At 71.1% G+C, this 25,011-nt stretch carries 20 protein-coding genes; 12 read left to right on the top strand and 8 right to left on the bottom strand.

Annotated features, from left to right (window positions below):
• The 6 genes from ABD292_RS15680 to ABD292_RS15655 all read left to right on the top strand — a co-directional run.
• Positions 1 to 850: carbohydrate ABC transporter permease (locus ABD292_RS15680; protein ID WP_344207941.1), on the top strand; the 850-nt coding region annotated here is incomplete at its 5' end.
• Positions 851 to 881: 31 nt separating this feature from the next.
• Entirely contained in the window at positions 882 to 2,156 is a 1,275-nt protein-coding gene (locus tag ABD292_RS15675; protein WP_344207940.1) for an ABC transporter substrate-binding protein, read from the top strand.
• Positions 2,157 to 2,183: 27 nt separating this feature from the next.
• Positions 2,184 to 3,476 (top strand): glycosyl hydrolase 53 family protein, encoded by a 1,293-nt coding sequence (locus ABD292_RS15670; RefSeq protein ID WP_344207939.1) that lies wholly within the window; start codon positions 2,184 to 2,186, stop codon positions 3,474 to 3,476.
• An 83-nt stretch (positions 3,477 to 3,559) separates the two neighbouring features.
• Positions 3,560 to 3,955 (top strand): FAD-binding protein, encoded by a 396-nt coding sequence (locus ABD292_RS15665; RefSeq protein ID WP_344207938.1) that lies wholly within the window; start codon positions 3,560 to 3,562, stop codon positions 3,953 to 3,955.
• Between the two features lie 433 nt (positions 3,956 to 4,388).
• Positions 4,389 to 4,643, top strand: a complete 255-nt coding sequence (locus ABD292_RS15660) for a hypothetical protein (RefSeq protein WP_344207937.1) — start codon at positions 4,389 to 4,391, stop codon at positions 4,641 to 4,643.
• Positions 4,643 to 7,150, top strand: coding sequence for an ATP-binding protein (locus tag ABD292_RS15655; protein ID WP_344207936.1), 2,508 nt, complete (start codon positions 4,643 to 4,645; stop codon positions 7,148 to 7,150). Before ABD292_RS15660 ends, ABD292_RS15655 begins: the two co-directional genes overlap by 1 nt.
• 250 nt (positions 7,151 to 7,400) lie before the next feature.
• On the opposite strand, the gene ABD292_RS15650 is transcribed toward ABD292_RS15655, so the two are convergent.
• The 7 genes from ABD292_RS15650 to ABD292_RS15620 are packed head-to-tail and all read right to left on the bottom strand — an operon-like array spanning position 7,401 to position 15,411.
• Positions 7,401 to 8,063, bottom strand: a complete 663-nt coding sequence (locus ABD292_RS15650; RefSeq protein ID WP_344207935.1) for a hypothetical protein — start codon at positions 8,061 to 8,063, stop codon at positions 7,401 to 7,403.
• A gap of 13 nt (positions 8,064 to 8,076) precedes the next feature.
• On the bottom strand, positions 8,077 to 9,687 hold the full coding sequence (locus ABD292_RS15645) for an FAD-dependent oxidoreductase (protein WP_344207934.1): 1,611 nt from the start codon (positions 9,685 to 9,687) through the stop codon (positions 8,077 to 8,079).
• Positions 9,688 to 10,743 carry a LacI family DNA-binding transcriptional regulator gene (locus tag ABD292_RS15640; RefSeq protein WP_344207933.1) on the bottom strand — a complete coding sequence of 352 codons (1,056 nt, stop codon included), beginning with the start codon at positions 10,741 to 10,743 and terminating at the stop codon, positions 9,688 to 9,690.
• The gene (locus tag ABD292_RS15635) at positions 10,740 to 12,233 is read right to left on the bottom strand and encodes a DUF4127 family protein (protein WP_344207932.1); all 1,494 of its coding nucleotides are present in this window, start codon (positions 12,231 to 12,233) and stop codon (positions 10,740 to 10,742) included. Before ABD292_RS15635 ends, ABD292_RS15640 begins: the two co-directional genes overlap by 4 nt.
• Entirely contained in the window at positions 12,230 to 13,099 is an 870-nt protein-coding gene (locus tag ABD292_RS15630; RefSeq protein WP_344207931.1) for a carbohydrate ABC transporter permease, read from the bottom strand. The genes ABD292_RS15635 and ABD292_RS15630 overlap by 4 nt, the downstream gene beginning before the upstream one ends.
• Positions 13,096 to 14,043 (bottom strand): carbohydrate ABC transporter permease, encoded by a 948-nt coding sequence (locus ABD292_RS15625; RefSeq protein WP_344207930.1) that lies wholly within the window; start codon positions 14,041 to 14,043, stop codon positions 13,096 to 13,098. Before ABD292_RS15625 ends, ABD292_RS15630 begins: the two co-directional genes overlap by 4 nt.
• A gap of 42 nt (positions 14,044 to 14,085) precedes the next feature.
• Positions 14,086 to 15,411, bottom strand: coding sequence for an ABC transporter substrate-binding protein (locus ABD292_RS15620; protein ID WP_344207929.1), 1,326 nt, complete (start codon positions 15,409 to 15,411; stop codon positions 14,086 to 14,088).
• A gap of 164 nt (positions 15,412 to 15,575) precedes the next feature.
• Between ABD292_RS15620 and ABD292_RS15615 the strand changes: the two genes are divergently transcribed.
• From ABD292_RS15615 to ABD292_RS15605, 3 genes are all read left to right on the top strand, one after another.
• Entirely contained in the window at positions 15,576 to 17,042 is a 1,467-nt protein-coding gene (locus ABD292_RS15615) for a hypothetical protein (RefSeq protein ID WP_344207928.1), read from the top strand.
• Between the two features lie 70 nt (positions 17,043 to 17,112).
• Complete coding sequence (locus ABD292_RS15610) at positions 17,113 to 20,061, top strand: DUF6351 family protein (protein WP_344207927.1); 2,949 nt, start codon at positions 17,113 to 17,115, stop codon at positions 20,059 to 20,061.
• 64 nt (positions 20,062 to 20,125) lie between these two features.
• Positions 20,126 to 20,857 carry a hypothetical protein gene (locus ABD292_RS15605; RefSeq protein WP_344207926.1) on the top strand — a complete coding sequence of 244 codons (732 nt, stop codon included), beginning with the start codon at positions 20,126 to 20,128 and terminating at the stop codon, positions 20,855 to 20,857.
• Between the two features lie 105 nt (positions 20,858 to 20,962).
• Here ABD292_RS15605 and ABD292_RS15600 read toward each other — a convergent pair whose 3' ends face one another.
• Entirely contained in the window at positions 20,963 to 21,982 is a 1,020-nt protein-coding gene (locus tag ABD292_RS15600) for a DUF4331 family protein (RefSeq protein ID WP_344207925.1), read from the bottom strand.
• Between the two features lie 223 nt (positions 21,983 to 22,205).
• On the opposite strand from ABD292_RS15600, the gene ABD292_RS15595 reads away from it, so the two are divergent.
• The 3 genes from ABD292_RS15595 to ABD292_RS15585 all read left to right on the top strand — a co-directional run bounded on the left by ABD292_RS15595 (position 22,206) and on the right by ABD292_RS15585 (position 24,970).
• Positions 22,206 to 23,516 (top strand): serine hydrolase domain-containing protein, encoded by a 1,311-nt coding sequence (locus ABD292_RS15595; RefSeq protein WP_344207924.1) that lies wholly within the window; start codon positions 22,206 to 22,208, stop codon positions 23,514 to 23,516.
• Between the two features lie 91 nt (positions 23,517 to 23,607).
• A complete protein-coding gene (locus tag ABD292_RS15590; RefSeq protein ID WP_344207923.1) occupies positions 23,608 to 23,880 on the top strand; it encodes a hypothetical protein in 273 nt (90 codons plus the stop codon).
• A gap of 130 nt (positions 23,881 to 24,010) precedes the next feature.
• Positions 24,011 to 24,970: an alpha/beta hydrolase gene (locus ABD292_RS15585; protein ID WP_344207922.1), complete on the top strand. Its 960-nt coding sequence runs from the start codon at positions 24,011 to 24,013 to the stop codon at positions 24,968 to 24,970.
• Positions 24,971 to 25,011 lie beyond the last annotated feature (41 nt).

Here is a 25,011-nt window from a genome sequence, read left to right as displayed (position 1 = left end):
GCGGCCTGCGGCAGCAGAAGGGCTCCTCGTGAAGCGTTACACGGCGCGCACGGCGCTGCTGGAGACGGTGATGATCGCCGTCGGCGCGGTCTTCGTCTTCCCTCTCTACGTCCTGGTCAACCTGTCGGTACGCCGCCCGGCCGACCCGGCCTCGCCGGTGGCGCTGACGATGTCACCCACCCTGGCCAACTACGCCGACGCCTGGCAGGCGGCCGGGCTGGGCGCGGCCCTGGCCAACAGCGCGATCGTCACGCTGGCGAGCCTGGTGGTGATCGTCATCGTCTCGGCGATGGCGGCCTACCCGCTGGCACGCGTGACGAGCCGCTGGTCGCGATGGACGTTCCTGCTGTTCGCCCTCGGCCTGCTGCTGCCCGCCCAGCTCGCGCTGATCCCTCTGTACCAGAGCATGCGCGACCTCGGCCTGCTCGGCTCGGTGTGGTCGCTGGTCCTGTTCTACTGCGGCCTGCAGGTCCCCTTCAGCGTCTTCCTGTACGCGGGCTTCCTGCGGGCCGTGCCCGCCGAGTACGAGGAGGCGGCCGCCATCGACGGCTGCACACCGGTGCGCGTGTTCTTCTCCGTCGTCCTGCCGCTGCTGCGGCCCGTCACCGGCACCGTGGCCATCCTCAACGCGATCTTCATCTGGAACGACTTCCTCACACCTCTGCTGTACCTGTCAGGCAGTGCGCAGCAGACGGTCCCGGTGGCGGTCTTCCAGTTCGTCGGCCAGTACGTCGCCGACTGGCACCTCGTCTTCGCCGGCCTGGTGATCAGCGTCGTCCCGATCCTGCTCATCTACTTCCTGATGCAGAAGCGGATCATCCGGGGCTTCGCCGGCGGCCTCAAGGGCTGATCACCGATCATCACATCCCAGGAGAACCACCATGACGAACCGACGGCTGCCCGCGGCGCTGTGCGTCCTGGCGACCGGCGCCCTGCTGGCCGCCTGCAGCAACACCGCCACCCCACCCGGGAGCGGCACGGCCTCGGCCGCCCTGCGCATCGCGTCCAACTCCAGCGAGAAGATCGCGCTGGACGCGGCGATCGCCGCTTTCAAGGAGGCCAATCCCGGCATCGACGTGCAGGTGACGTACGCCGACACCGACCCGTACCTGACCACCTTGCGCACGCAGCTCTCCTCGGGCACCGCTCCTGACGTCTTCTTCGCCTTCCCCGCGAAGGGCAACGCCGGCGCGGTCCAGGTGCTGGCGCCGTCCGGCTATCTCCAGGACCTGTCCGCCCGTTCCTGGGCCGGGCAGGTCCCGCAGGACGTCAAGGCCGTCACCCAGGCCGACGGGAAGCAGTACCTCCTGCCGGTCACCTTCACCGGCATCGGCGCGATCTACAACAAGAAGGCCATGCGGGAGGTCGGCGGCTTCGAACCCACCACCTGGGCGGACGTGCTCGACCTGTGCGACAAGGCCAGGGCCGCGGGCAAGAGCGCGTTCGCCCTGGGCAACCAGACGCCCTGGGTGACCCAGCTCATCGACTACGCGCTCGTCGCCACCCTCGTCCACACCCCCGGCTCCACCTTCGACGCCGACCTGGCCGGCGGCAGGACGAGCTTCGCCGCCTCCGCCGGATGGAAGGGCGCCATGGACAAGTATCTGGAGCTGAACAAGCGCGGCTGCTTCTCCAAGGACCCGCTCGGCACCCCGGTCGAGACCGCGCTCCAGCAGGTCGGCAAGGGCGAGGCCGTCGCGGCCGTCCAGGTCCTGGCCACCGCCGGGCAGATCAGGGACGCCGCGGCCCAAGGCACCGAACTGGGCATGTTCCCGCTGCCGGCGACCGACGACGCCGAGGCCACCCGGATGCCGGGCGCGGTCGGCACCTCCTACGCGATCAACGCCAAGGCCCGCAACCAGGCCGCCGCCGAGAAGTTCATCGACTTCCTCGCCCAGCCGCGGGCCATGAACGACTACGCCGCCAAGAGCAACGCCGCCCCCGCGATCCCCAACGACGCCTTCACCCCCGACCCCGCGTTCAGCGCGCTCCTGGACTACCAGAAGTCGGGCAGGACCGTGCCGTTCATGGACCAGTTCTGGCCCAACCCGAAGGTCCAGCAGGCTCACCTGAGCGGCGTGCAGGAGCTCTTCTCCGGCGCCGCCACCCCGCAGGACGTGCTGACCGAGATGGACAAGGCCTACAAGAGCAACTGAGTCACTCCCCCACCGAAAAGGATCGACATGCCGCATCACACCCCCCATGCCCGTGTCACCCGCCGAGCCTTCCTCACCACCGCCACCGCCGCGGGCCTCGCTCTGGCCACACCCGCCCTGCCCGCCGCCGGGCAGACGCCGGCCCGGGCCCGGCCCTTCCGCGCCGCGCTCTCGGTAAGCCCGTTCACCGAAGCGGTGCTCGCCAAGGTGTCCCTGACGGACGGCCTTCGCACCGCGCGCACCGCGGAGGCCGTGCAGCGCCTGTTCGTGGCTCACGGGGCCACCGAGGTGTACGCCCGCATCGCCACCCGCCGCGTCGCGGCCGACAACGACGCCCAGCACGGCCTCGACCGCGGGCTCGAACGCGCGCGGCTGGCCCGCCGGCTCGGCCTGCCCTTCAATCCCGAGCTCGGTCTGTGGGCCGTCTACGGAGACATCGCCTACCAGCCCGAACCCGACTTCTCCGACTATCCCGGCATCACCCTGCCCGGGCCGTGGACCTCGCTCACCATCGAGCAGATGCTGCCGATCCTCTACCGCTACGGCGTCACCGTCGCCGCGAAGATCCTCGCCACGGGTGCGACGGTGCGGGTCTGGGACCTGGGCAACGAGATCGAGTTCGGCATGGCCGGCGTCGCCATCCGCAGCCTGGTCACCCAGACCGCCGACTGGACCTACAGCCCGCCGGACGCCGTCGATCCGGCGATCGGCCAGATGGACTTCGCCACCCTGTTCACCATGAGCGAGGCCGACCGCATCGCCTGGCTGCGCGCCCACCTGTGGCCGCACGTGGGACGCATGCTGGCCGCCACCGCCGCCGGCATCCGCACGGTCCAGCCCGGCGCCCGCTTCAGCAGCCACACCAGCACGATCGGCGCGGCCAGCCCCAACCTGTCGGTGGCGTTCTGGCAGGCGATGCGGGCGGCCGGCTACCAGGCGAGCGAGCTCGGCACCTCGTTCTACCCGACCAGCAACGACTACGGCGACCGCCTGGCGCTGTTCAAGGACGTCACCACCACCCTGAGCAGCACGTTCGGCAAACCGGTGTTCGTGGCCGAGCTCGGATATCCCTCGGCCGCCATGTCCGCGCCCTACCCGTGGAACAGCGCGCTGCCCGGCTACCCGATCTCCCCGCAAGGGGAGCACGACTTCGTCCGGGACGTGGTCGCCTGGGGCGCCGGCGACGGGCCTCTGTCCGGCGTCCGCCCTTGGGCGCCCGACTACTGCATCGGCGGCTGGCAGCCCATGAGCCACTTCAGCTCCTCCGGCGTGGCCGAGCCGGTCATCGACGCGATCGCCGAGGGCCTGCTTCTGGCGTGAGGCCTCCCCCCCAGCGGGATGCGGCCCTGCGCGCGGCGCGCCGCCCTCCTATCGTCCGTGCGCGAGGGCCCGTCAGCGGGCGTGTGAACGGAAGGGGCCGCCATGGAGACGACAGCGACGGCGCCGGTGCGAGCGCGTCCATCGAGGCGGCGCGGGCGGGCGCGGAGGTGCTGGTCCTGGACGCCGCCGGCGGCTGGGGCGGAGCTTCCGCCATGGCGGGCGGCTCGCTCTACATGGGCGGCGGCACACCCCTGCAGAAGGCCTGCGGCGTCGAGGACAGCCCGGAGGCGATGCACGCCTTGCTCAGGGTGGCCACCGGGCCGGATCCGGCGAAGGTTCACTCCTGTCGTCGTGGCGGCATCGTCGGGCAGGCCGCAATCCGGCGCCGCGCCGGTGAGTACGTGGACATCCAGACGCCCGAGGGCATGCAGCGCGCTGGCCTCGACGACTACGTCCTGCACGACGGGGCGGGCGAGTAGTGCGTATCCAGGTCCTGCGGCTCCCCCTGGTCGAGTTGGCCGGCATCCACGGGGAGCCGTTCGCGCTGATCGCGGATCAGTTCGATGGCGCCCCGGAGTCCCAGCAGACGCTCATGACGTTCACCGAGAGGGCGGGCGTCCGCGCGCTGTGGATGACCGGGGCGCCGTCGTCGACAAAACCCGTCTTCGTCGCAGTGGTAGTCGTCTGGCCGTCGAAGCCGACCACCGCTACTCCGGCGAGCCCTCGACGAGTGGGCCGTCGTGGCGAAGGACCCGGACGGTCATGTACGACCGCAGGCAATTCACAGCCGCGCCCTCACGGAATAAGGTGACGCTGCAGGGAGCGGGCTTTCCTCTGTCATGGCGGTGCCGTTTGAGCACGGGTATCAAGCGTGGCGTGGCGGCCGCGGGAACGGTGGTGGTGGCCGCCGCAGTGAGTGTCACCACTGGCATGCTGACCCAGCACTGGGCGGTGGCCTGGTGGATCGCCACCGGGGTGCTGGTGCTGCTCGGTGGCGGGTTGCAGGCGTGGCTGACGGTCGGCGAGCGGGCGCGGGCGAGCCAGCGAGTCACCGATACGAGGGTGACAGGCTCGGTGCGGCAGACCCTGGCGGAGGCAGGAGACCAGGGCGTGGAGCGTTCCGAGGTCGGCGGGGACGTGTCGCAGCGCCAAGAGAACACCGAGTGATGGCCCTGAGGCGGCGTCGCCGGGCCGACGTGGCACAGGCGGTGGACGGCTCGACGGTGCACGGGGATCTCGTCCAGGCGAACGTCAACGTGTCCGGCGTACAGGCGCATATCGACCAACGGACGATCCTGGCCCCCGTCGCCCTGGCGGGGCGTGACCTCTACCAGTACACCGCCTCCTTCTCCGGTCCCGCGCCGGTGCCGCCGCTGGTCCGGCACGGCCTGGCCAGGGACCTGACGGACTTCACCGGGCGCGGCGGCGAACTGCAGCGCCTGTTACGGGGGACGCGGCGGCGGCCGTCGCTGATCACGATCGACGGCATGCCGGGCGTAGGGAAGACCGCGCTGGCCACGCACGCCGCTCACCTGCTGTCGGGAGACTTTCCTGACGGGCGGTTCTTCGTGTCGTTGCGGGCGGGAGAGGGGGCCGCGGCGGATCCGGCGGAGGTGCTGGAGAGCTTGCTGCGGGACTTGGGGGTGCGGCCGGAGCACGTCCCGCCGTCGCTGGAGGGCCGCGCGCGGTTGTGGCGGGACCGGACGGCCGCGCGCCGCGTTCTGCTGGTGCTCGATGACGCGGTGGGGCACGAGCAGATCGAGCCGCTGCTGCCCGCGGGTTCCGGCTGTCTCACCTTGGTGACGAGCCGGCGGCGCCTGGAGGCGCTGGACGGTGCGGTGCCGCTGTCGCTCGGCGAACTGCCGCCCGAGGAGGCGGCGGAACTGTTCGTACGGGTGTCCCGGCGTCCCGCGTCCGGTTCCGATGCCGTGGCGGAGATCGTGGACCTGTGCGGGCGACTGCCTCTGGCCGTCGTGCTGGCGGCCGGACGTCTCGCGCATCGGCCCTCGTGGAGCGTGGAGGAGTTCGCCGCGGCGCTCCGTGCGGCGGACGACCGGCTGGGCCAGTTGGCCGGTGGCCCGCGTACGGTGCGGCTGGCGTTCGAGGTCTCGTACCGGAGTCTGCCGGCTGCCGGGCAGTTCATGTTCCGCAGGCTTGGGCTGCATCCGGGACCGGATATCGACGTGGGCGTGGCGGCCGCGGCGGCCGGTGTCCCCTCGCCGGAGGCCGCTCGGGAGTTGGACGGCCTGTACGTCGATCACCTGCTTGAGGAGACCGCGCCCGGCCGGTTCCGGCTGCACGCCCTGCTCGGTGTGTACGCCCGCGAGCTGTCGGAGCGCGAGGACACCGACGCCGATCGGGAAGCGGCCATGGCCCGGATCCTGGCGCACTTCGAGGAGCTGGGCCGGGACGCGCGGACACCGGATCTGATGCGGGCGCACTACGCCAATGTCGTCGCCTGCGCCGAATGGGCGGCCTCGCAGGAGCGGTGGCCGGTCCTGGTGCGGCTGGTGAGGATGCTGGCCGGGTTCATGCGCGGGGAGGGACTGTGGCGGCAGGCGGCGGTGCTGCACGGCAGGGCAGCGGACGCGGCGGCCCTCCTCGGTGACGGCCACGCCGAGGCGGACGCGTTGCTGGAGCTGGGCTGGATCGAGCAGGCCTTGGGAGAGTACGGGGAAGCGAGGCTGACGTACGAGCGGGCCATGTCGTTGTTCCGCGGCCTCGGCGACCAGCGGGGGGAGGCTCGGGCGCTGAACGATCTGGGGTGGGTCGCGCAACTGACGGGTGATCTCGCGGGCGCGGAGCGGGCCCATCAGGGGGCGCTGGACCTGTTCCGCGCCGTCGGCGACGGAGCGGGGGAGGCCGGCGCGCTGAATCAGATGGGCCGGTTGAAGCAGGCGGCGGGGGACTACCGTGGCGCGGCGCGCATGCACAACCGGGCGCTGAAGCTCTTTCGCGCGCTGGCCGACCGGGCGGGGGAGGCGCACGCCCGTACCGAGTTGGCGTGGTCGTTGTCCGGGATGCCCGGCTGGTCACCTGCTCCCCGCAAGCTGCACGAGCAGTCGCTGGAGCTGTTCAGGGAAGTCGGGCACCGGCTGGGCGTGGCCAATGCCAGTTATGGGCTGAGCTGGCACATGGGCGGTCACGATCGGACCAGGGACGGGCGCGACCGCGATGCCGTACGTGACGAGGCTCTGGCGATCTACCGCGATCTGGGCAGCCGCCTGGGTGAGGCGATCGTGCTCAACGACATGGGCAGCGACCTCGTGTACTCGGATCCCGCTGCGGCGATCGGCCCGTTCGAGCAGGCGGCGGCGTTGTTCCGGGAACTCGGCAACCTGGCGGGCGAGGCGAAGGCGCTGGAGGGCATCGGCAGGTCCTATCACAGAAAACTGGATTTCGTACGTGCCCGCGACTCCTTCGAACGGGCGCTGGCGCTGTATCGGGCGCTCTCCGACGCCGACGCCGTCTCCGTTGTGGAGCGGTGGCTCGACGAGATCCGGGAGGCGATCGACGATTACGCGGCGAGCAGGGGCAGGCTGGATCGGCTCGTCGAGCGTGGCCTCGGCTGGCTGAGAGTGCCCGACCCGCTCGTGGTGGCCGCCCAATGGCGGGCGCGAAAGCAGGAGCGCCGCAGGCTGGAGTACGAACGGCGATACCGCTTCCACCGATAGGCGGGGAGGGCGCGCAGGTCGTCAAGTCCAGTGCCCGCGTCCTCGCCCGAAGGAGACTCCCCGCGGACTCCAGCTTCCTGCGCCACGCCGGGGCGGGCTCTCGCCCGCGAAGCCGGCAGGGGATCGGCGCATGCGCGGACGAGGCTGTCGAGCACCGGCCGGCCCTTGCCCGCACGCCGGCCCGCCAGTGGACCGGTCGGGGCCCCGCCGGCCTCCGGACGGTGGGGCCCACAGGCTGGCCGGACGGAAGTCAGAGGGCGGCGGCGTACGGCGCGATCCTGGCGCCGAACTCCGCCGGGTCGGCCCCCGTCACCACGGCCCCCAGCAGCACCGCGGCCGCCCCGGCGTCCCGCAGGGACGCGAGATCGTCCGGGACCAGCGCGTGCTGGCTCGGCACGATGACGGGGACGTCGACCGCCGACGCCACCGCCTCCAGCCTCGCCAGGGTCGCCAGCGTCAGCGGCGTGCCGTACCTGTCGGGTTCGAGCGTGGACAGTTCGAGCGCCCCGCACCCCCGCCGCACCAGGGCCCGCGCCTGGGACGGGCCGTCGCCCGGCCCCAGGGCGACCATGGGCGTCACCGGCCCGCACGCCTCGACGTAGCCCGCGGGCGCGTCGGCGGCGTAGACGTCGAAGTAGTCGAACCCCATTTCCCGCGCGGCGGCCATCTCCGCGAGCGACACCGATCCGGCCGCGCCCACGACGAGGCCCGTCGGTACGCCGAGCGCGAGGATGCCGCGCAGCGCCTCACGTTCGGCGTCCAGCGATCCGAAGGCCGTCCCCGAGGCCCGGTGCCGCACGTTCGTGTGCACCTTCAGGCCGTCGGCTCCGGCCTGCGACGCGGCCTGTGCGAGCGCGGTGTCATTGCGCGGCAGACTGACCAGGAGGGCCGGCCGCGATTCGGGCAGACGCATGCGAGAACCCGTCTCAGTAGTAGGTGACATTGGGCCAGTCCAGTTCCATGCCCTGGGCGGCCATCGATCGCTGGACCTCGGCCAGCAGGTCCGGCGTCGCGGTGACCTGCTGCGGCTCGGTTTCCCTGGCCACGCAGAACGACGCCAGGTGACCGGCCGCCTCGCCCACGGTCCACTCGACCGGGTGGACGCGGTAGCAGCCGTTGGTGATGTGCGTGGTGCTGATGTTCTTGCCCGCGGCGATCACGTTACGGACCCGTTCGGGAACCAGCGCCCGCATCGGGATCTGGAACGGCCACGCCGGCACGTCGATGTAGTTGTCCCCGCCGGTCGAGGGGTGCAGGTCGATCCGGTACGAGCCGATCCCGACGCTGTCGTGGTAGGAGACCGCTCCTCCGGGGCGTACGGCCACCGCGAGGTCCTGCTCCACGATCCGGTACTGGCCGCGGATCCGCCGCGACTCCCTGACGTACGGGCGCATCGCGAAGCCGTCGGCGGTGCCGGTGACGTCGGGACGCGGTTTCAGGCCGGGCCAGCCGGTGCCGCCGTCGGGCCGGGGCGCCTCGGACTGCAGCCAGTAGAGGAAGCTCAGGCTCTGGGCCCGCGCCGCGGCGGCGTGGGCCGCGTTCTGCTCGGCGGTGCCGCCGATGACGGGGCCGCCCAGGTAGTCGATCATCGGCCAGTTCACGATGGTGATGTCGCTGTCGAACGCGCCGGGCCGGAAGTGGTTGCGGGCCAGGATCCGCCGGAACGTCCACAGCTCGTCCGACCCCGGGTCCTTGCTCTGGTCGGCGACGATGCCCGTCGGGTCGTCGTCCGGGTTCGGGGTGAAGACGTGGCGGCGGGGTTCCAGCGTGTGCGGGTGCGGGGCGACCCAGCCGAGCTGGGGGCCGTGCCACCACTCGGGAGCCACCGCCCGCCAGGCGGCGTAGTCGTCCGGCTTGTCGATCGTGTGGTCCTCCCCCGCGTGGTGGGAGAGCGCGAAGCACACCGACACCGCCTGCATGTTGTCCGGCCGCGCGATCGCCGCGGCGTGCGGCTCGCCCGTGTCGGCCTGCGACTCGGCACCGGTCGTGAACTCGGTCCCGGTGATCGGCAGCACGTCCCCGGCCTCGGTGGCGTCCAGGACGAACCTGGCCGTGACGGTGACGTCGCCGCCCGTCTCCAGGTCGTGGAAGCCCATCGCCGTCACGTGGTCGCCGTCGACCTGGGCGGTCGCCGGGACGTGCCGGCGCAGCACGGTGATCTTCCCGGCCGCCTGCCACGGGGCGAGCATGGCCTCGATCACCGCCAGGGCCACCCGCGGCTCGTGGCACAGCGGCCCGACCCGGCCCGCGCCGGGGTTCAGGTGGGCCAGCGACCTCGACGCGGACCGCAGCGGGTATTCCCTCCGGTAGTACTCACGGATGCCGTCGCGCAGCCGCCGGTAGGTCGCGGTGCTTCCGAAGGACTCGATCCAGGGATGTTCGTCGGGCGGGACGAGCTGCGTGGTGAGCTGCCCTCCCAGCCAGGCCGTCTCCTCGGTGAGCACCACCTGCGCACCGTTCCTGGCCGCGGCCAGGGCGGCCGCGACGCCGCCCAAACCTCCCCCGACCACCAGTACGTCTGCGCGGAACTCGGTCACTCATGATTCCTTTCGGTTGGAGCCGCTGGTCTGCCCAGCGACGAAGGTGCATGGCAGCTCGACGGCCCGCGGCTCGACCTCTTCCGCCGACTCGAGCTGCTGGACCAGCAGCTCGACCGCGCGCATCCCCATCTCCCGCCGCGGTATCCGGAAGCAGGTGAGCTCCGGCCCCGGCACGGCGTCGGGCGCGTCGCTGAGCGCGGCCACCGAGCACGCGCCCGGCACGTCGACGCCCATCCCGGCGAGGAGGTCGAGCAGCCTGAGCGCGACCACCGACTCGTGGGCGATGAACGCGGTGGCCCCGGCCGCCAGCAGCCGCCGTACCTCCTCGGCCGACGGCCCCTCCTCCTTGCGGACCGACAGGACGAGCCCGTCGGTGTCGAGCCCGTGCCGGCTCTGCGCGGCCCGGAACCCGGCGTCACGGTCGGCGGACGGTTCGCCCGGATCGGCGGCCGTCAGGTAGGCGATGCGCTCGTGCCCGAGGCCCACCAGGTGGTCGACGACCTTGCCGGTCGCGTTCGCGTAGTCCGCGGTGACGTACGTGACCGGGCCCGGCACGTCACGACGGCCGATCAGGACGAACCTGAACCCCTCGTCCCGCAGCCGGACGAGGTCGTCCCGGTTGGTCTCCTTGCCGAGCATCACGCAGCCGTCGGCGAGTCCCAGCCGGTTGACGCCTTCGCGGTAGATCGACCTGCCGCCGTCCGAGCCGGTGGCGCTGGTGAACATCAGCAGGTCGTAGCCGAGCGCCTCGGCCGCGGCCTCGATCCCCACCAGGAACGGGTAGTAGAAGTCGTGATGATCCATCGGGAACAGCGACTCGAACGTGTAGACGCCGATCAGATGGTTCATCCCGCCGGCCAGGCTGCGCGCCACCGGGTCGATGGTGTAGCCCAGGGACCGGGCCACCTCGAAGACGTGCCTCCTGGTCTCCGGAGGGATCCGGATGGTGTCCGAATGCCTGCCGTTGATGACGATGGAGACCGTGGTCTGCGAGACACCGGCCAGCTTGGCGATGTCGGACTGGCGCGGCCTGCGGCGGGGCGCGTCTTTCACCGGGGATCGTTCCCTTCCTCGAGGTGCTCCAACTCAAAGGAAATCTCAAAGGGACGATCCCACGGGAAGCTGACGCTGCCGGGCGCAATTCGCAACTTGTCGGCCGGGGGGCCGAGGTCCGCGAGCAGCTCGCCGAGCTCCCGCTCCACCTGGTCCGGCCGGAGGGCCGTCCCCGGGGTGAGGAACCCGCGCCGCGCGGAGGTCTGGTACCCCCAGTCGTCGAGCAGCCGATGGACGAGGGTGCGGGCGTGCTCGGCCAGTTGCCGGTCGCCGGCGGCCAGCAGGCGGCTGCATCCCTGGGCCAGCGCGCTGCCGATCGTGTTGCCCGCGGTGTTCCACCCCGCGTACCCGGCGAGGCGCGGGAGCAGGCCGGCCTCGCGCAACGCCATGACCAGCGCGGGGTCGGCGCCGTTGGCGTCGGCGACGTCCGCCACCGCGACGGGGAGCCCGGCCTCCAGCAGGTCCCGCGCCCGTCCGGCGAGGCGCGCCGCCTCGCCGGTCGGCCGCTCCGGCTGGTCCGGCCCGGAGCACCAGTCGCGCGGGGGCAGGCCGGGGGGGTGCACCGCGAGCACCAGGTCGGCCTGGCCGGTGTCCTCGACGAGGACCGCGCCGATGGCCGCGACCTGGTCGGCGATCGTGTCGCGGACGGGCACGTCCTCGTAGGCCGCGATCCGCCCGAGCGCGTCCGGGTCGGGGCAGGCGAGCGCCACCCTCGGGCGCAGGCCGGCGTGCTCCAGCGCGGCCCGGACGGTCAGCACGGCGCCGGCCTCGTCGGCGCCCGGGTAGCAGCCGATCCGGTCGCCGAGGCCGAGGCGGCCGATCCAGGCTTCCAGCCACTCCCGCTCGCTCGTGGACACGCTCTCGACCGTGCTGTCCTCCACCAGGATCGACAGCGTGTCGACGACTCCCTCCGCCACCAGCTCGACGCAGGCGAGGTGCATGGCGTGCAGGCGCAGCCGCCGGGTGAAGAAGTCGGCGACGAACGGCTCGGGGATCTCCGCCCTGGCGGGCGCCACCGCGCCGGGTCGTCCGTGTTCGGCCCGGTAGAGCTCCTCCGAGAGGGTGAAGAACCGCCGGCCGTGCCGGTCCCAGTAGGCCGGCTCGGCTCCGGCGCCGTCGGTCTTCTTGGTCCGCATCAGCGTGACGAAGGCGTGGACGGGAAGGTCCGGCCGGGCCGCCCGGACGCGCCGCAGCACGTCCAGGCGGGCCAGCGTCCGGGCCAGCGGCTCGGCGGTGCGCCGCGAGGCGACGAATCCGCCGTGGGCGAGCTGGTTGACGCTGACCACGACGGCGTCGCTGCCGGCGGCGGCGTCCTCCAGCCACCGGGACGTGCCGTCCAGGTCCGCGGGTACGCCACCCGCCGGCAGGAGCCCGGCCGGCGGGAGCCGCAGCAGGGTCCCGGCGGCGCCGGCCAGCCCGGCCACGTGGCCGGTGTTCACGGGCCGGTCGTCGAGCGGCAGCAGCGTCACGACCGGTCTGCGGTGCGTCATCCCTTCACCCCTCCCGCGCCCAGCCCCTGCACGAAGTGCCGCTGGCCGGCCACGAAGATCACCAGTACCGGCACGATCGCGATGAACGTCCCGGCCATCAGCGGGCCGTACTGGGTCACGCCGCTGCCCGCGAACGAGCTGAGCGCCAGCGGCAGCGTCTGCATCTCCGGCGACGACACCGCCACCAGCGGCCACAGGAAGTCCTCCCAGGCGCCGGTGAAGGAGAGGATGGCGATGGTGGCGACGATCGGCCGGGCCAGCGGCAGGTAGACCTGCCAGAAGATGCGCAGCTCCCCGGCGCCGTCCAGCCGGCCGGCCTCCGCCAGCTCGGCCGGCATGTCGAGGAAGTACTGACGGGCGAGGTAGATGTTGAGCGGCTGCACCAGCATCGGCAGCACGAGGCCGACATGCGAGTCCAGCAGCCCGCTGCCGCCCTGGCCGAACAGGTCGTTGCCGCCGGCCAGCGGGAAGCCCTTGACGATGAGGAACAGCGGGATCAGCTGCACGATGGACGGCACCATGGCGCTGCCCAGCACCGTGGTGAACAGCAGGCGCGAGCCGCGGAAGTCGATCCGCGCCAGGGCGTAGCCCGCCGCCGTCGCCGCGATACAGTTCCCCGCGACCGTGAGGGTCGCCACGAGGAGGCTGTTGGCCATCGCCCCGGGGATGTTCGTGGAGTTCCAGACGTAGGCGAAGTTGTCCAGCGTCGGCTGGTCGGGCAGCAGCTTCGGCGGGTAGCTGAACACCTCGGTCTTCGGTTTGAAGGCCAGCGACACCATCCACACGAACGGCATCGCCACCAGCAGGGTGACCACCCCGGTGAGCAGCGCCCTGCGCCGGCCGGCGCCGGCCGTTCGCGCGTTCATCGCCGGCCTCCTCTCGCCATCGAGCGGATGCTGAGGTAGGCGAGGCCGAAGATCAGGCAGAACAGCAGGAACGCCATGGCGCTCGCGTTGCCGAGCCTGTAGTGCTCGAACGCCTCGTTGTAGATCAGCATGTTCAGGACGGTCGTGGAGGACAGCGGACCTCCTGAGGTCAGGACGTAGATCTCGGAGAAGGACTGGGCGAGGTAGATGAGGTCGACCACGACCACGTACGTCGTGATCGGCACGAGCAGCGGCAGGATCACGTGCCGCAGCGTCCGCCAGCGTCCGCAGCCGTCCACGGACGCGGCCTCCAGCAGCGAGGCCGGGACCGCCTGGAGCCCCGCCAAGAAGATGATCATGCTGCCGCCGAGCGCCTTCCAGGCCCGCATCCCGATCAGCGACAGCAGGGCGGTGTCCTCGTCGGTGAGGAAGTCCACCGGTGGCAGCCCGACCAGGTCCAGCAGATAGTTGAACAGGCCGTCGTGGGAGTACAGCCACAGCCAGATCATGCTCACCGCCACCAGCGGCACCACCCGCGGCAGGTAGAGCACCGCGCGGAACAGGGCCACGCCGGGAAACCGGCCGTTGACCAGCAGCGCCAGGGCGAGGGCCGCCGGCACGGCCAGGATCAGCGTGCCGAACGCGTACTGGACGGTGATCCAGATCGCGTGCCAGAACTCGCCGGACTGGAGCACGGCGAGGTAGCCGTCCAGGCCGTGGAACCTGGGCCCGCCGCGTTCGACCGGATTGTACGAGGTCAGGCTCAGGTAGAAGCCGTACCCGATCGGCACGATCGTGACCAGCGACAACGCGAGGGCAGCGGGCAGGACCAGGAGCCAGCCCGCCCGGCGCTGGGCCGAGCGGAGCGGGCTCCGGCTCGGCCGGCGTGCCGTCACGGGCTCGGGCCCCGAGGACGTTCCCGGCGGCCGGGTCTCAGTCACCATGATGAAGCTTCATCCGTTCGGAGATCCGTTCGAGTTGGCCGATCAGTTCTGCTTGGCCAGGGCCGCGGCCTCCGACGCCGCGCGGTCGAGCGCCTCGGCGGCGGGCGTCTTGCCGCGCAGCACGGCCTCGACCTGCTTGGCCAGCGCCTCGCGCTGCTGGGTCCACGTCGCGATGTTGGGGTTCCCGCGGAACTGGGCGGCGGCGTCCATGTAGGGCTTGATGTACTGCTGGGCGGCGAGGTCGGGGTCGGTGGCCAGGGAGGCGCGCGCCGGGATGCCGCCGACGGCCTGGACGTACGCCTTGGCGTTCGCCGGCTTGAGCAGGAACTCGATGAACTGCCACGCCTGGTCCTTGTGGCCGGAGTCGGCGCTGATGAACAGCCCGTTGCCGGCTCCGCCGAACGACGCCGCGGTGGTGTCCTTCAGCGGCGGGGCCAGCTTGATCTTCGCGGCGACGTCGGGGGCCTGCTCGTGGATGCTCTTGAGCGTCGCCTCGTCGATCACGGCCATGGCCGCGCGCCCGGTGACCAGCGGGTGCTGCGCCCCCGCGCCGCTCGTCGCCTCGCCCAGGCCGGTGGAGACGGCCTTCGGCCCGGTGTAGAACTCGGCGAGGAACTGCAGGGCGCGCTTGCCCGCGTCGGAGTTCCAGGTGATGGTGGTGCCGCTCTCGTCGGCGAAGCTCCCGCCGGCCTGGAACAGGAAGCTGCCGAACGCCTGCGACATGCTCGTCGGGTCGTCAGCGGGGAAGATCACGCCGGAGCGGGTGATCCGGTCGCCGTCGCGGACGACGAGCTTGTCCGCCGCGGCGCGCAGGTCCTGCCAGGTCGCGGGCGGGGTGGCCGGGTCGAGCCCGGCCTCCTGGAACAGGTCGGTGCGGTAGGCGAGCAGGTGGCCGAAGCCCCGCAGCGGCATGATGACCTGCTTGCCGCCGACCTTGCCCTGGTCGAGGAAGGTCAGGTCCTTCACGTCGGAGTCGGGCAGCTTGGCGAGGTAGTCGTCCAGCGCGATCACCCGGTTGTTGGCGGCGTATCCGGCCGCCGCGGCGTTGCCGTGGCCGAAGATGTCGGGCGCGGTGCCGCCGGCGAAGGCGGTCGACAGCCGCGTGGCCAGGTTGGCCCAGTCGACGAACTCGACCTGGACGTCGACTTTGTGCTCGGCCTCGAACGCGGGGACCAGCTTCTCGTTCACCCAGGAGATCTCCTCGGCGAGGTTGCCGGGGAACCAGACCCGCAGGGTGCTCGCGCCGTCGCCGGAGCCGCCGCCGTTCGCGGTGCCGCCTGCGGTCCCGCCGCCGCCGCACGCGCTCAGCGCCATCACCGCGATGAGCCCGGCCGCCAGACGAGAAGCGCCACGGGATTTTGTGATCATCTGTACCTCCTGAGGGCTGCCCCCCGGTTCGATAATGCGCAACATCATGGTGGTGTTGCGCATTATCAGTCAATACCAGATCTTGACAGGCGCTGATCGGGTCGGAACACTGGCCGACACTTGCAGCCGCGATAATGCGCAACACCAGAAGGAGGGACCATCCCGTGGTTCCCGATCGCCGGGCGGCTCGCCCGGACACCGTGCAAGCCACCCCCCACACCACGACCACCCGCCGACGTCGCAGCGCCCGCCTGTGGTGCGTGGGCCTCGCGACGGTGGCACTGCTCGCCCCCGCCACCGCGGCCACCGCGTCGCCCGTCGGGGACCACCGCGGCGGTCCCCCGGCAGGCATCAGCAACATGGCGGGAACCCCGATCCCCCCGCACGCCACGCCCGAGAACAACCCGCGCTTCGCCGCGCAGTTCCACGTCGAGATCGACAACTCCACGGGCGGCGCCATCGAGCACGTCGCGCTGGACGGCACGCGTACCGTGCTCGGCCACGTGCAGCGGCCGGCGACCGCCACCGTCAAGGCCAACGACGGTTTCTGGGCGTCGAAGTACTCGCGCGCCATCGACGGCACCGCGGGCCACCTGCTCGCCACGTCGGTCTACGTGCTGCGCTCCAAGGTCTGGCCGGAGGAGAGCTACGACCCGCTGCGCTACGAGAACTTCGACCCGGCCACCGGCGAGCGCGACTGGACCACCAGCCTGCTCAACATCCGGCCCGACCGGTACATCGGCGCGGACTGGGGCAACTGGCTGGCCGACACCATCTACACCGACATCCCGGGCGGCTCGGGCATCTTCGGCGGGAAGAGCTCGCTGCCCACCGGCGCGCCGCTGTCCTACCTCGACGAGGCGAAGCAGGACTGGCGTCCCATCGCCGAGCACTTCCGCGCCGACCCGAACGCCGCGCCCCCGCGCAAGCTGCGCTTCACCGCCTACCAGCCCCTGGTGCGCAACGCCTCGCCCACCTACATCGAGTTCGAGAACTGGGCCGCGGGCGACACGGTCGCGGGGAAGACGCACCAGAAGAACGGCGGGATCTACGTCGGCTACGCCAAGGGCGCGAAGCGCCACGTCGCCGACGTCGTCCAGCGGGTCGAGGGCACCGGGCGCTTCGGCGGCACAGAGTTCGCCCACATCGGCCAGATGGACACCAACCACCCCGGCGCGATGACCTTCTCGACCTCGCCGTACGTCGGCTTCAGCTGGGACGAGAACGTCCGCGGCGGCTTCCAGATCGTCCCGGCGAACCACGTGAAGTTCCTCAGCAACGACCTCGGCCAGAACTCGTTCATGGGCCGGCCCCAGTGGCTCATCGTCGGCCCGGTCGGCGCCGACCCGAAGCGGCTGTTCGACAAGCGGTACATCATCGACGGCAAGACCTCGTTCTCCCCGGGCTGGGAGGCGATCGCGCCGGTGTTCGGCATGTACGCCCGGACCACGTTCGACCCGAACAACCTCGGCGAGTCCACCTACTTCGAGGTCTCCTACGACTACGGCAAGACCTGGCAGCTGAGCCCGGAGTTCACCGGCGTGCACGACCCCGGCACCTGCCAGGCGGCGAACTGCCCGCAGAACTGGACCAACATCCGGGTCCACCTCACCTACCCCGACGGCCCCTGAGTGATCGCGAGGCCCGCCGGCCACGTGGCCGGCGGGCCCCCACCCCCCACCACGTAGACGAGGAGACGTCGTGTCCGCGAGGATGCACCCGAGGTCCTCGGTCATCGCGCTGCTGACCACCGCCCTGCTGGCAGCGGGCGGTCTGACCGCCCCATCGCTGTCGGCCGAGACCACCACCACCCAGAACTCCGCCCTGGCATCGGACATCGAATGCACCGGTCATCGGGCGATGGGGGCGACCGTCACGGCGTCCTCGACCTTCAGCTCAAGCTACGGCGCGAAGAACGCCGTCGACGGCCTGTGCGCGGAGTCCTCCCGCTGGATGTCGTCGGCGGCCGACGCCACCCCCACACTGACGATCAAGTTCCCGGCCCGGACCCGGGTCGGCACGGTCGGGATCTACAGCGGTTCCGGCTGGCCCAACCCGTACGCCGACACGGTCCTGGTCGACTTCACCGTCGAGGCCCAGACCGATGACGGCTGGGTGACCGTCGGGACCGCGGTCGACAACACCAAGCCGGTGGTCACGTTCAGCACCGACCTCACGACCGACACGCTCCGCCTGGTGATCACCAAGAAGTCGCGGCACAGCACGAACGCGGCCCGCCTGTACGAGCTGGTCGTCAGAGCGCCCGGCGAGGGACCGCCCACGCCGCGTCCCGTCGCCGCCGACGACTTCCGCACCGTCACCCAGGGGACCGAGCTGGTGGCCGACGCGCCCGGCGTGCTCGGCAACGACAGCTTCCCCGACGGCGTCACGCCCGCGGTGACGGCGTGGTCCGAGCCCGCCCACGGCACCCTGACGACGTCCGCGGACGGGTCGTTCCGCTACCGGCCCGACCGCGGGTACGTCGGCGTCGACACCTTCACCTACGGGGTCGGCGACGACTCCGAGCGCTCGACCGCGACCGTCACCATCACGGTGACCGCCGAGCCGGACGAGTCGAGGCCGGACGAGCTCGGGATCTCCGCGATCTCCGGCAGGCCCGACATGGTGACCGGCGGCGACTCGCTGCTCCGGATCGCGCTGCCCCGCGCCGTCTCGCGCGAGAACCTCCAGGTGACGGTGAACGGCCAGGCCGACGTCACCTCGGCCTTCCAGGCCGGGGCGGGCGCCGGCGAGCTCCTGGGGCTGGTGACCGGGCTGCGGGAGGGCGAGAACACGGTCGAGGTCACCACGCGGACGCCCGGCGGGCCGCGCGCCTCGATCACGCTGGTCAACCACCCCGCCCAGGGCCCGGTGTTCTCCGGCCCGCACGAGCGGCCGTTCGCCTGCGAGACCGCGGCGTTCGCGATCCCGGTGATCGGCGGCAGGCTCGGCGAGCCGCTCGACGCGGACTGCACGATCGCCCCCCGGGTCGACTACTTCTACCGGACCACCGGCAACGCGTACAAGGCCTGGCCGGCCGGCGCCACCGCCTACCCCTCCGACCTGGCCACCACGACGAACTCGCTCGGCGTCACGGTCAAGTTCGTCGTCCGGATGGAGACGTCCACCGCCAACCGCGCGGTGGTCCAGATGAGCATGCTGCACGACCCGCTGGCCGAGCCCGCGCCCTCGCCCGCGGTGCGCCCCGCGGGCTGGAACGGCCGGGCCGTGTTCACCCTCGGCGGCGGCTGCGCCGGCGGGTGGTACCGGTCGGGCAGCGGCACCGGCACCGTCACCGACGCGTTCATGCTCGGCCGCGGGTTCGCGCTGATGTCGTCCTCGCTGAACGTCTTCGGCAACAACTGCAACGACGTCACGGCGGCCGAGACGGCGATGATGACGAAGGAGCTGTTCGTCGAGAGGCACGGGCCGGTCGAGCACACGATCGGCTACGGCTGCTCGGGCGGGTCCTACCAGGCTCATCAGATCGCCGACAACTACCCGGGCATCTTCGACGGCATCGTCGTCGGCTGCTCGTTCCCCGAGGTCGGCATCAGCACGGTCAACTTCCTCACCGACGCGCGGCTGCTCGACACGTACTTCAACTCCGGCGCGACGCTCGCGTGGACGGACGAGCAGAAGCGCAAGGCCTCCGGCTTCGCGACGGCGGCCATGGTGTCGGCCATGTCGCGGGGCGCCAACAGGATCGACCCGCGGCTGGACTGCGACATGGTCCCCGAGCAGCAGCGCTACAACCCGGACACCAACCGTGGCGGCGTCCGCTGCGGCGTCTACGACCACATGATCAACATCTACGGCGCCGACCCGGCCACCGGCTTCGCGCGCAGGCCGCTGGACAACGTCGGCATCCAGTACGGGCTCGGCGCGCTGAAGGACGGCGCCATCACGCCGGAGCAGTTCCTCGACCTCAACGAGCGCATCGGCGGCCTCGACGCCGACGCGAACGTCGTGCCGCGGCGGACCGAGGCCGACCCGGCGGCCACCAAGATCGCGTACCGCACCGGGCGGGTGATCAGCGGCGGTCGCGGGCTGGCCACGACGCCGATCATCGACTACCGCTCGTACTGGGACGACGTGTCCTGGGGCGACATCCACGTCCGCTACCACACCTTCTCCATGCGGGAACGGCTGAAGGAGGCCAACGGGACGGCGGCCAACCACGTCAGCCTGCTGGAGGACGCCCGATACGGACTGTTCAGCACCGAGAGCGCGCTGGTGCGGCACGCCGTGACCCAGATGGACCACTGGCTGACGAACCTCGCCGGCCTCCGCCCCGGGGGCAAGGCCATTCAGCGGATCACCACCGCGCGGCCGGACACCCTGGTCGAGGGCTGCAACACCCGCGACGAGAAGCCGCGGTTCGTGGCCGAGACACTTGAGCGCGACCCGGCGAGCGCGTGCGAGCGGCTGTACCCGACCGCGTCCTTCCCCCGGGAGGTGGCGGGCGAGGACGTCACCGCCGACATCGTCACGTGCCGGCTGACCAAGCTGAAGCGTGACGGTTACGGGGTGCAGTGGACGGACCAGCAGTGGGAGCGGCTGCGGACGATCTTCCCTCAGGGGGTGTGCGACTACTCCAAGCCCGGAGTGTCCCAGCAGCGCACGAAGAACACCTGGCAGCGCTTCTGACGACGGACCGCTGAGCGACGACGGCGCATAAGGAGAGCGATCCACCTTCCTGTCCCTGGACGGCGTGGCCATGCCGGAGGAGTCACGTACGACCAGGGACAGGAAGGGCCACCCTCCACCCGAGCTGCTCGACGTCGAGCGGGCGGCCGGGTGGCACCCGGCGCTGGACGATCCGGTGCGGCCGCGCATCCTGTCGATCGTGACCGGCACGCGCGCACCCGCGCTGGGCGCTCAGGCCGGCCCCTCACGCCCCGATCCCAGTCATCTCCAACTCGCCTTTCAGTCGCGATCTATAACGTCCGTTCACATGAACAAGATCATCGTCATTGCGTGTGCCGCCCTGACCGTTATCACCACTGGCAGCGCCGCTTCGGCAGAGGAAGCCACCGCCGCCGCGGCTCCCGTTCCGGGCGAGGTGTTCATCGACGAGGACAGCTACGGCCTCCACCGGGCCAACACAGCTCCCATCATTGTGGCCACCGTCCAACTGCCCGGGGCGGGAAACTACCTCCTGAACGCCAGCCTCGACTTCGCCCAGCAAGACGGCGCCCCACAGAAGTACGGCGTCCGCTGTGACTTCCAGCTGCCGAATGAGCCCCGCGTCTGGTTCGGCATGCAGACGGCGATCGTGGGCCCGGAGCAGACGGGCAGCCTGTCGTTCCAGACGGCTGTGACGACCACCGTGCCCGGCCCGGTCAATCTCCGGTGCTACCAAAACCTGGTTCAAGGGCCGGCCGTCTTCTTCGACCACGTCAACCTCATCGCTCAGTCCGTGCCGAAGATCACACGCTTCTGAGCCGAAGCCGAGGTCCGAGGCCCTTCCCACGTCTCGGCGCGCTGGAAGACGATGCTGAGTCGGGCTCGGCCGTCGGAGCCTGCGGCGGTCCTCCTCCGGGATCCGTCAGGAGGCGGCTGCCGGGTGCGGGTCGCCCAGGTACGGGAATCGGTCCAGCGTGTCGGTGTGCGGCTGCAGGCCGGTGGGCGGGGCCTCGTTCCTGGTGAGGAACGCGACGCGGATGTTGATGACGTCTTCGGTGAAGGTCCGGCCATTGGGGTAGGCGGCCGGTTCGGACGGGTCGAAGCGCAGCACGTCCGGCAGGAGGCCGTGCTCGTCGATCGCGGCGATGGCCTCCTCACGCGAGTAGCCACCGGTGTGGCCCAGCAGGTGAACGAACTGATCCGTCCACTTGTCGCGGTCGTCGACCGGCTCGCCGGCGTTGTAGTCCTCCTTGGTGTCGTCGGTGTTGAAGAAACTGCTCATGGACGGGTGTCCGGCCCGGTCGGCGTGGACGAGTTCGCCGTCGCGCCGGACGCTGCACCGGCCCCAGATGTGCAGCGCGGGCTTGGGTGCCAGGTCCGCGGTCGGCAGTTCGATGGCCATGGAGAAGACGTTGGCCGTGAGGTTGGAGTCGACGCCGGTCCAGGGGGACTCCCCGCCCAGGTGCGGTGCGGTGAAGTTCCGCTTGCCGCTGGTGTCGAACAAGCTCTTGATGCCGTCGAAGTCGAAGAAGAAGGCGTCACTGCGGCTGCCGGCGGCCACCTTGTAGTCGCCGCTGCTGACCACGTTGGCCTGAGGGCCGAAGGAGACGACGGCGTCCGACACGATTTCGTCGCCGGCCGCCTCCGGTTGGCGAGCCTCCGCGCCGGTCGCCATGAACACGCTGTAGGTCTGGGAGCCGTCGGCCGCCGGAGGGCTGAAGACCCAGCTGAAGGCGACGTCGGTCAGGTAGTCGCCGTCGCTGTCGATGTTCAGCCGGTAGACGGCGTCGGGGTGCAGCGCGTCGGCGTTGGGATTGGCGTTGAGGATGAGGACGGTCCTGCTCGGATCCCCGGGTGCGGTGAAGGCGTACAGGTCGCAGAGATCGAGGCGCTGGTCCCCGAGTGGCGGCCCGAGGCTGAGGCCGGTGAAGTGGTTGGACATGTCGGGCCCTTTCCTTGCTCGCTCACCAGACAGCGGCCGCGCATTGATCTACGCCTGATCCTGTTTCTGCAGGTTAAGCCCCTTCGGCCGCGATACCGGAGAGGTGCTGACGGGCGGCGAGTCGCTCGTTCGGTCGGGCTTCATCGCCTGGCCATGCCCTCTCAGCCCGAACAGCCGCACAGGCTGCGCCCGTAGCTTTCGATCATGGAGCTAGCCTGGCGGGATGGAATGGGATCTGGGCGAGCTTGTCGCGAAATACGACGTACCGGGCGCGCAGGTCGCCGTGCTGGCCGACGGGGAGATCCAGGACGAGGCCGCGGGCGTGCTGAGTCTGCGTACCCAGGTCGAGGCCACGACCGACTCGGTGTTCAAGATCGGCTCGATCACCAAGATCTGGACGGCCACGCTGATCCAGCAACTGGTCGACGACGGCGTGCTGGATCTCGACCGTCCCGTGCGCGACCACCTGCCCGGCTTCCGGCTGAGCGACCCGGCCGCCACCGCGTCCCTGACCGCCCGCCACCTGCTCACCCACACCGGCGGCATCGACGGCAACCACTTCACCGACACCGGTCGCAACGACGACGCGATCGAGAAATTCGTCGCCACCCTCGCCGAGGCGGACCACCTCCTCCCGCCCGGCACCGTCTTCTCCTACTCCAACAGCGGGTACGTGGTGCTCGGCCGGCTGGTGGAGGTGTTGCGCGGCAAGCCCTTCCACGACGTGCTCCGCGAACGCCTGGTGACACCGCTGGGCCTGCGTACCGCCGCCACCGACCCCTACGAGGCGATCCTGCACCGCGCCGCGGTCGGCCACGTCCAGACCGGCGGAAAGGTCGTTCCGACCAAGGAATGGGCGGTTTCCTACTACTCCGCGCCCAGCGGCTCGCACTTCGCGATCAGCGCGCGCGAGCTGCTGGAGTTCGTACGCCTGCATCTGGCCGACCCCGCGCTGGCGGCACTGCGCGAGCCTCAGCTGGAAACCGTCCCGGACTTCGGCGGCGGCGTCATCGGCTGGGGACTTGGCTGGATGCTCCACCAGGACGGCGTCGTCGGCCACACCGGCGTCGCCAAGGGGCAGAAGGCCTGGCTTCGCGTCGTACCGTCGGCGGGGGTGGCGGTGGCCGTCCTGACCAACAGCACGGGCGGCGAGCCCCTGGCCTACGAGATCTTCGATGCGGCGCTCAGGGACCTTGCCGGCGCCGAGACGGCGCCGCGACCCGTGCCGCCCCTGGACCCGGCCGGGATCGACGCGGACCGCATGTGCGGCACCTACCGCTCCACCCTGTACGACATCACCCTCACCAGTGAGTACGACCGCGCGTTCCTCATCTACCGCCCGCGCAATGAACTCGCCGAGTCCTTCCTCGGGAGGTCCGAGGACCGCGTCGAGGTCGTCCGACTCAACGACAGCGCGGTCATCACCACCGAGCCGAAGCCCTCCGGCCACCAGGTCCTGTCCCTGGTCGGCTCCGACGGCCACGGCCGCGCCCGTTTCCTGCACAACGGCGCTGCCGCCTATCGGATCGGTTGATGGTCACCGCCGACGCACAGCATGTTCATCAACGTGATCGGCACCTGCTCCTTTGGCCAGTCTGACCTTTGGATGAGATGAGCGAGCGGCAGTGCGAGGCCGCCGCGCGGCCCGCGCCACCACCCGCAGCTACCAGCACAGCGGACGGCTCGGCTACCACAGCGACCCTAGCGACGCAGTCGCCCTGCTGTGCGTGCGCCCGGCCAGATCCGGCGGACGCCCCGACAGCTTCTACGCCAAGCCGCTGTGCACGCCGCGCCCCGGCGGCGGAGTGTCCATCGCCTACGGGCCGGACTACCTGCGTTCGGCGCTGCGCGGCGCCTGCGTACCGCTGTTCACGCCGCGCCTCTGGCTGACGACGTAGGGGCGGAAGGTCGTTCCAGGAGATCAGGCACAACGCGCGTTTGCCGACATGGCAACGGATTTTGGCCCCCGGGAAGCCGCGCGCCTAGGGTCGGCGTGATCAAGGAAGCGCAGGTCGAAGAGGGGGCACGATGAGGGTCGAGCATCGGATCTTGGAAGCGGGCGCGGGGCGCATCCACCTGGTGGAGCAGGGCAGCGGGCCGCTGGTCCTGCTGGTGCACGGGTTCCCCGAGTCGTGGTACTCCTGGCGGCGGCAGCTGCCCGCGCTGGCGCGGGCGGGCTACCGGGCTGTCGCTCTCGACGTACGGGGATACGGGCGCTCGTCCAAGCCGCGGGACCCCGCCGCGTACCGGATGCTCGACCTGGTCGCCGACAACGTCGCGGTCGTGCGGGCGCTCGGCGAGTCCTCGGCGGTGATCATCGGCCACGACTGGGGGGCGACGATCGCCGCGCACTCCGCGCTGCTCGCACCGGAGGTGTTCCGCGCGGTCGGCATCCTGAGCGTGCCCTACGCGCCGCCGGGCGGTCCCCGGCCGAGCGAGGCGTTCGCTCAGATGGGCGGGGACGAGGAGTTCTACGTCTCGTACTTCCAGGAGCCCGGCCGGGCCGAGTCCGAGATCGAGCCCGACGTGAGGGGCTGGCTCGCCGGGTTCTACCGCGCCCTGTCCGGTGACACCATGGCCGGACCCGGCGCTCCCGACCCGCATTTCGTCACCCGCGAGGGCGGCACCCTGCGCGAGCGGTTCCCCACCGGGGCCATGCCGTCCTGGTTGACGGAGGAGGATCTCGATTTCTACGCCGCGGAGTTCGAGCGGACCGGTCTCACCGGAGCGCTCAACCGCTACCGCAACATGGACCGTGACTGGGAGGACCTGGCTCCCTACGCCGGGGCCCCGATCGAGCAGCCGTCCCTGTTCGTCGGCGGCAAGCGGGACGCCTCCACGATGTGGCTGTCCGACGCCATCGACGCCTATCCCCATACCCTTCCGCAGCTGACCGGCAGCCATCTCCTGGACTGCGGCCATTGGATTCAGCAGGAACGCCCCGACGACGTCAACCGCCTCCTCCTGGAGTTCCTCGACAACCTCTGACCACACCGCCACGGGCTGCGCCCGACTGCAGGCGGGCGGCG

Origin of the sequence: Nonomuraea bangladeshensis, assembly GCF_039529455.1 — a bacterium.
GTDB classification, from domain to species: Bacteria; Actinomycetota; Actinomycetes; order Streptosporangiales; family Streptosporangiaceae; genus Nonomuraea; species Nonomuraea bangladeshensis.
Note: the sequence above shows the minus strand (reverse complement) of the source record. Positions and strands in the feature narration are given on the sequence as shown.

Bases quoted from the DNA above. Each gene is read 5' to 3' on its own strand.
- ABD292_RS15600 (WP_344207925.1), bottom strand. From the start codon at position 21,982: ATGTCCAACCACTTCACCGGCCTCAGCCTCGGGCCGCCACTCGGGGAC.
- ABD292_RS15655 (WP_344207936.1), top strand. From the start codon at position 4,643: ATGGCCCTGAGGCGGCGTCGCCGGGCCGACGTGGCACAGGCGGTGGAC.
- ABD292_RS15635 (WP_344207932.1), bottom strand. From the start codon at position 12,233: ATGACGCACCGCAGACCGGTCGTGACGCTGCTGCCGCTCGACGACCGG.
- ABD292_RS15625 (WP_344207930.1), bottom strand. From the start codon at position 14,043: ATGGTGACTGAGACCCGGCCGCCGGGAACGTCCTCGGGGCCCGAGCCC.
- ABD292_RS15670 (WP_344207939.1), top strand. From the start codon at position 2,184: ATGCCGCATCACACCCCCCATGCCCGTGTCACCCGCCGAGCCTTCCTC.
- ABD292_RS15595 (WP_344207924.1), top strand. From the start codon at position 22,206: ATGGAATGGGATCTGGGCGAGCTTGTCGCGAAATACGACGTACCGGGC.
- ABD292_RS15585 (WP_344207922.1), top strand. From the start codon at position 24,011: ATGAGGGTCGAGCATCGGATCTTGGAAGCGGGCGCGGGGCGCATCCAC.
- ABD292_RS15675 (WP_344207940.1), top strand. From the start codon at position 882: ATGACGAACCGACGGCTGCCCGCGGCGCTGTGCGTCCTGGCGACCGGC.
- ABD292_RS15620 (WP_344207929.1), bottom strand. From the start codon at position 15,411: ATGATCACAAAATCCCGTGGCGCTTCTCGTCTGGCGGCCGGGCTCATC.
- ABD292_RS15650 (WP_344207935.1), bottom strand. From the start codon at position 8,063: ATGCGTCTGCCCGAATCGCGGCCGGCCCTCCTGGTCAGTCTGCCGCGC.
- ABD292_RS15630 (WP_344207931.1), bottom strand. From the start codon at position 13,099: ATGAACGCGCGAACGGCCGGCGCCGGCCGGCGCAGGGCGCTGCTCACC.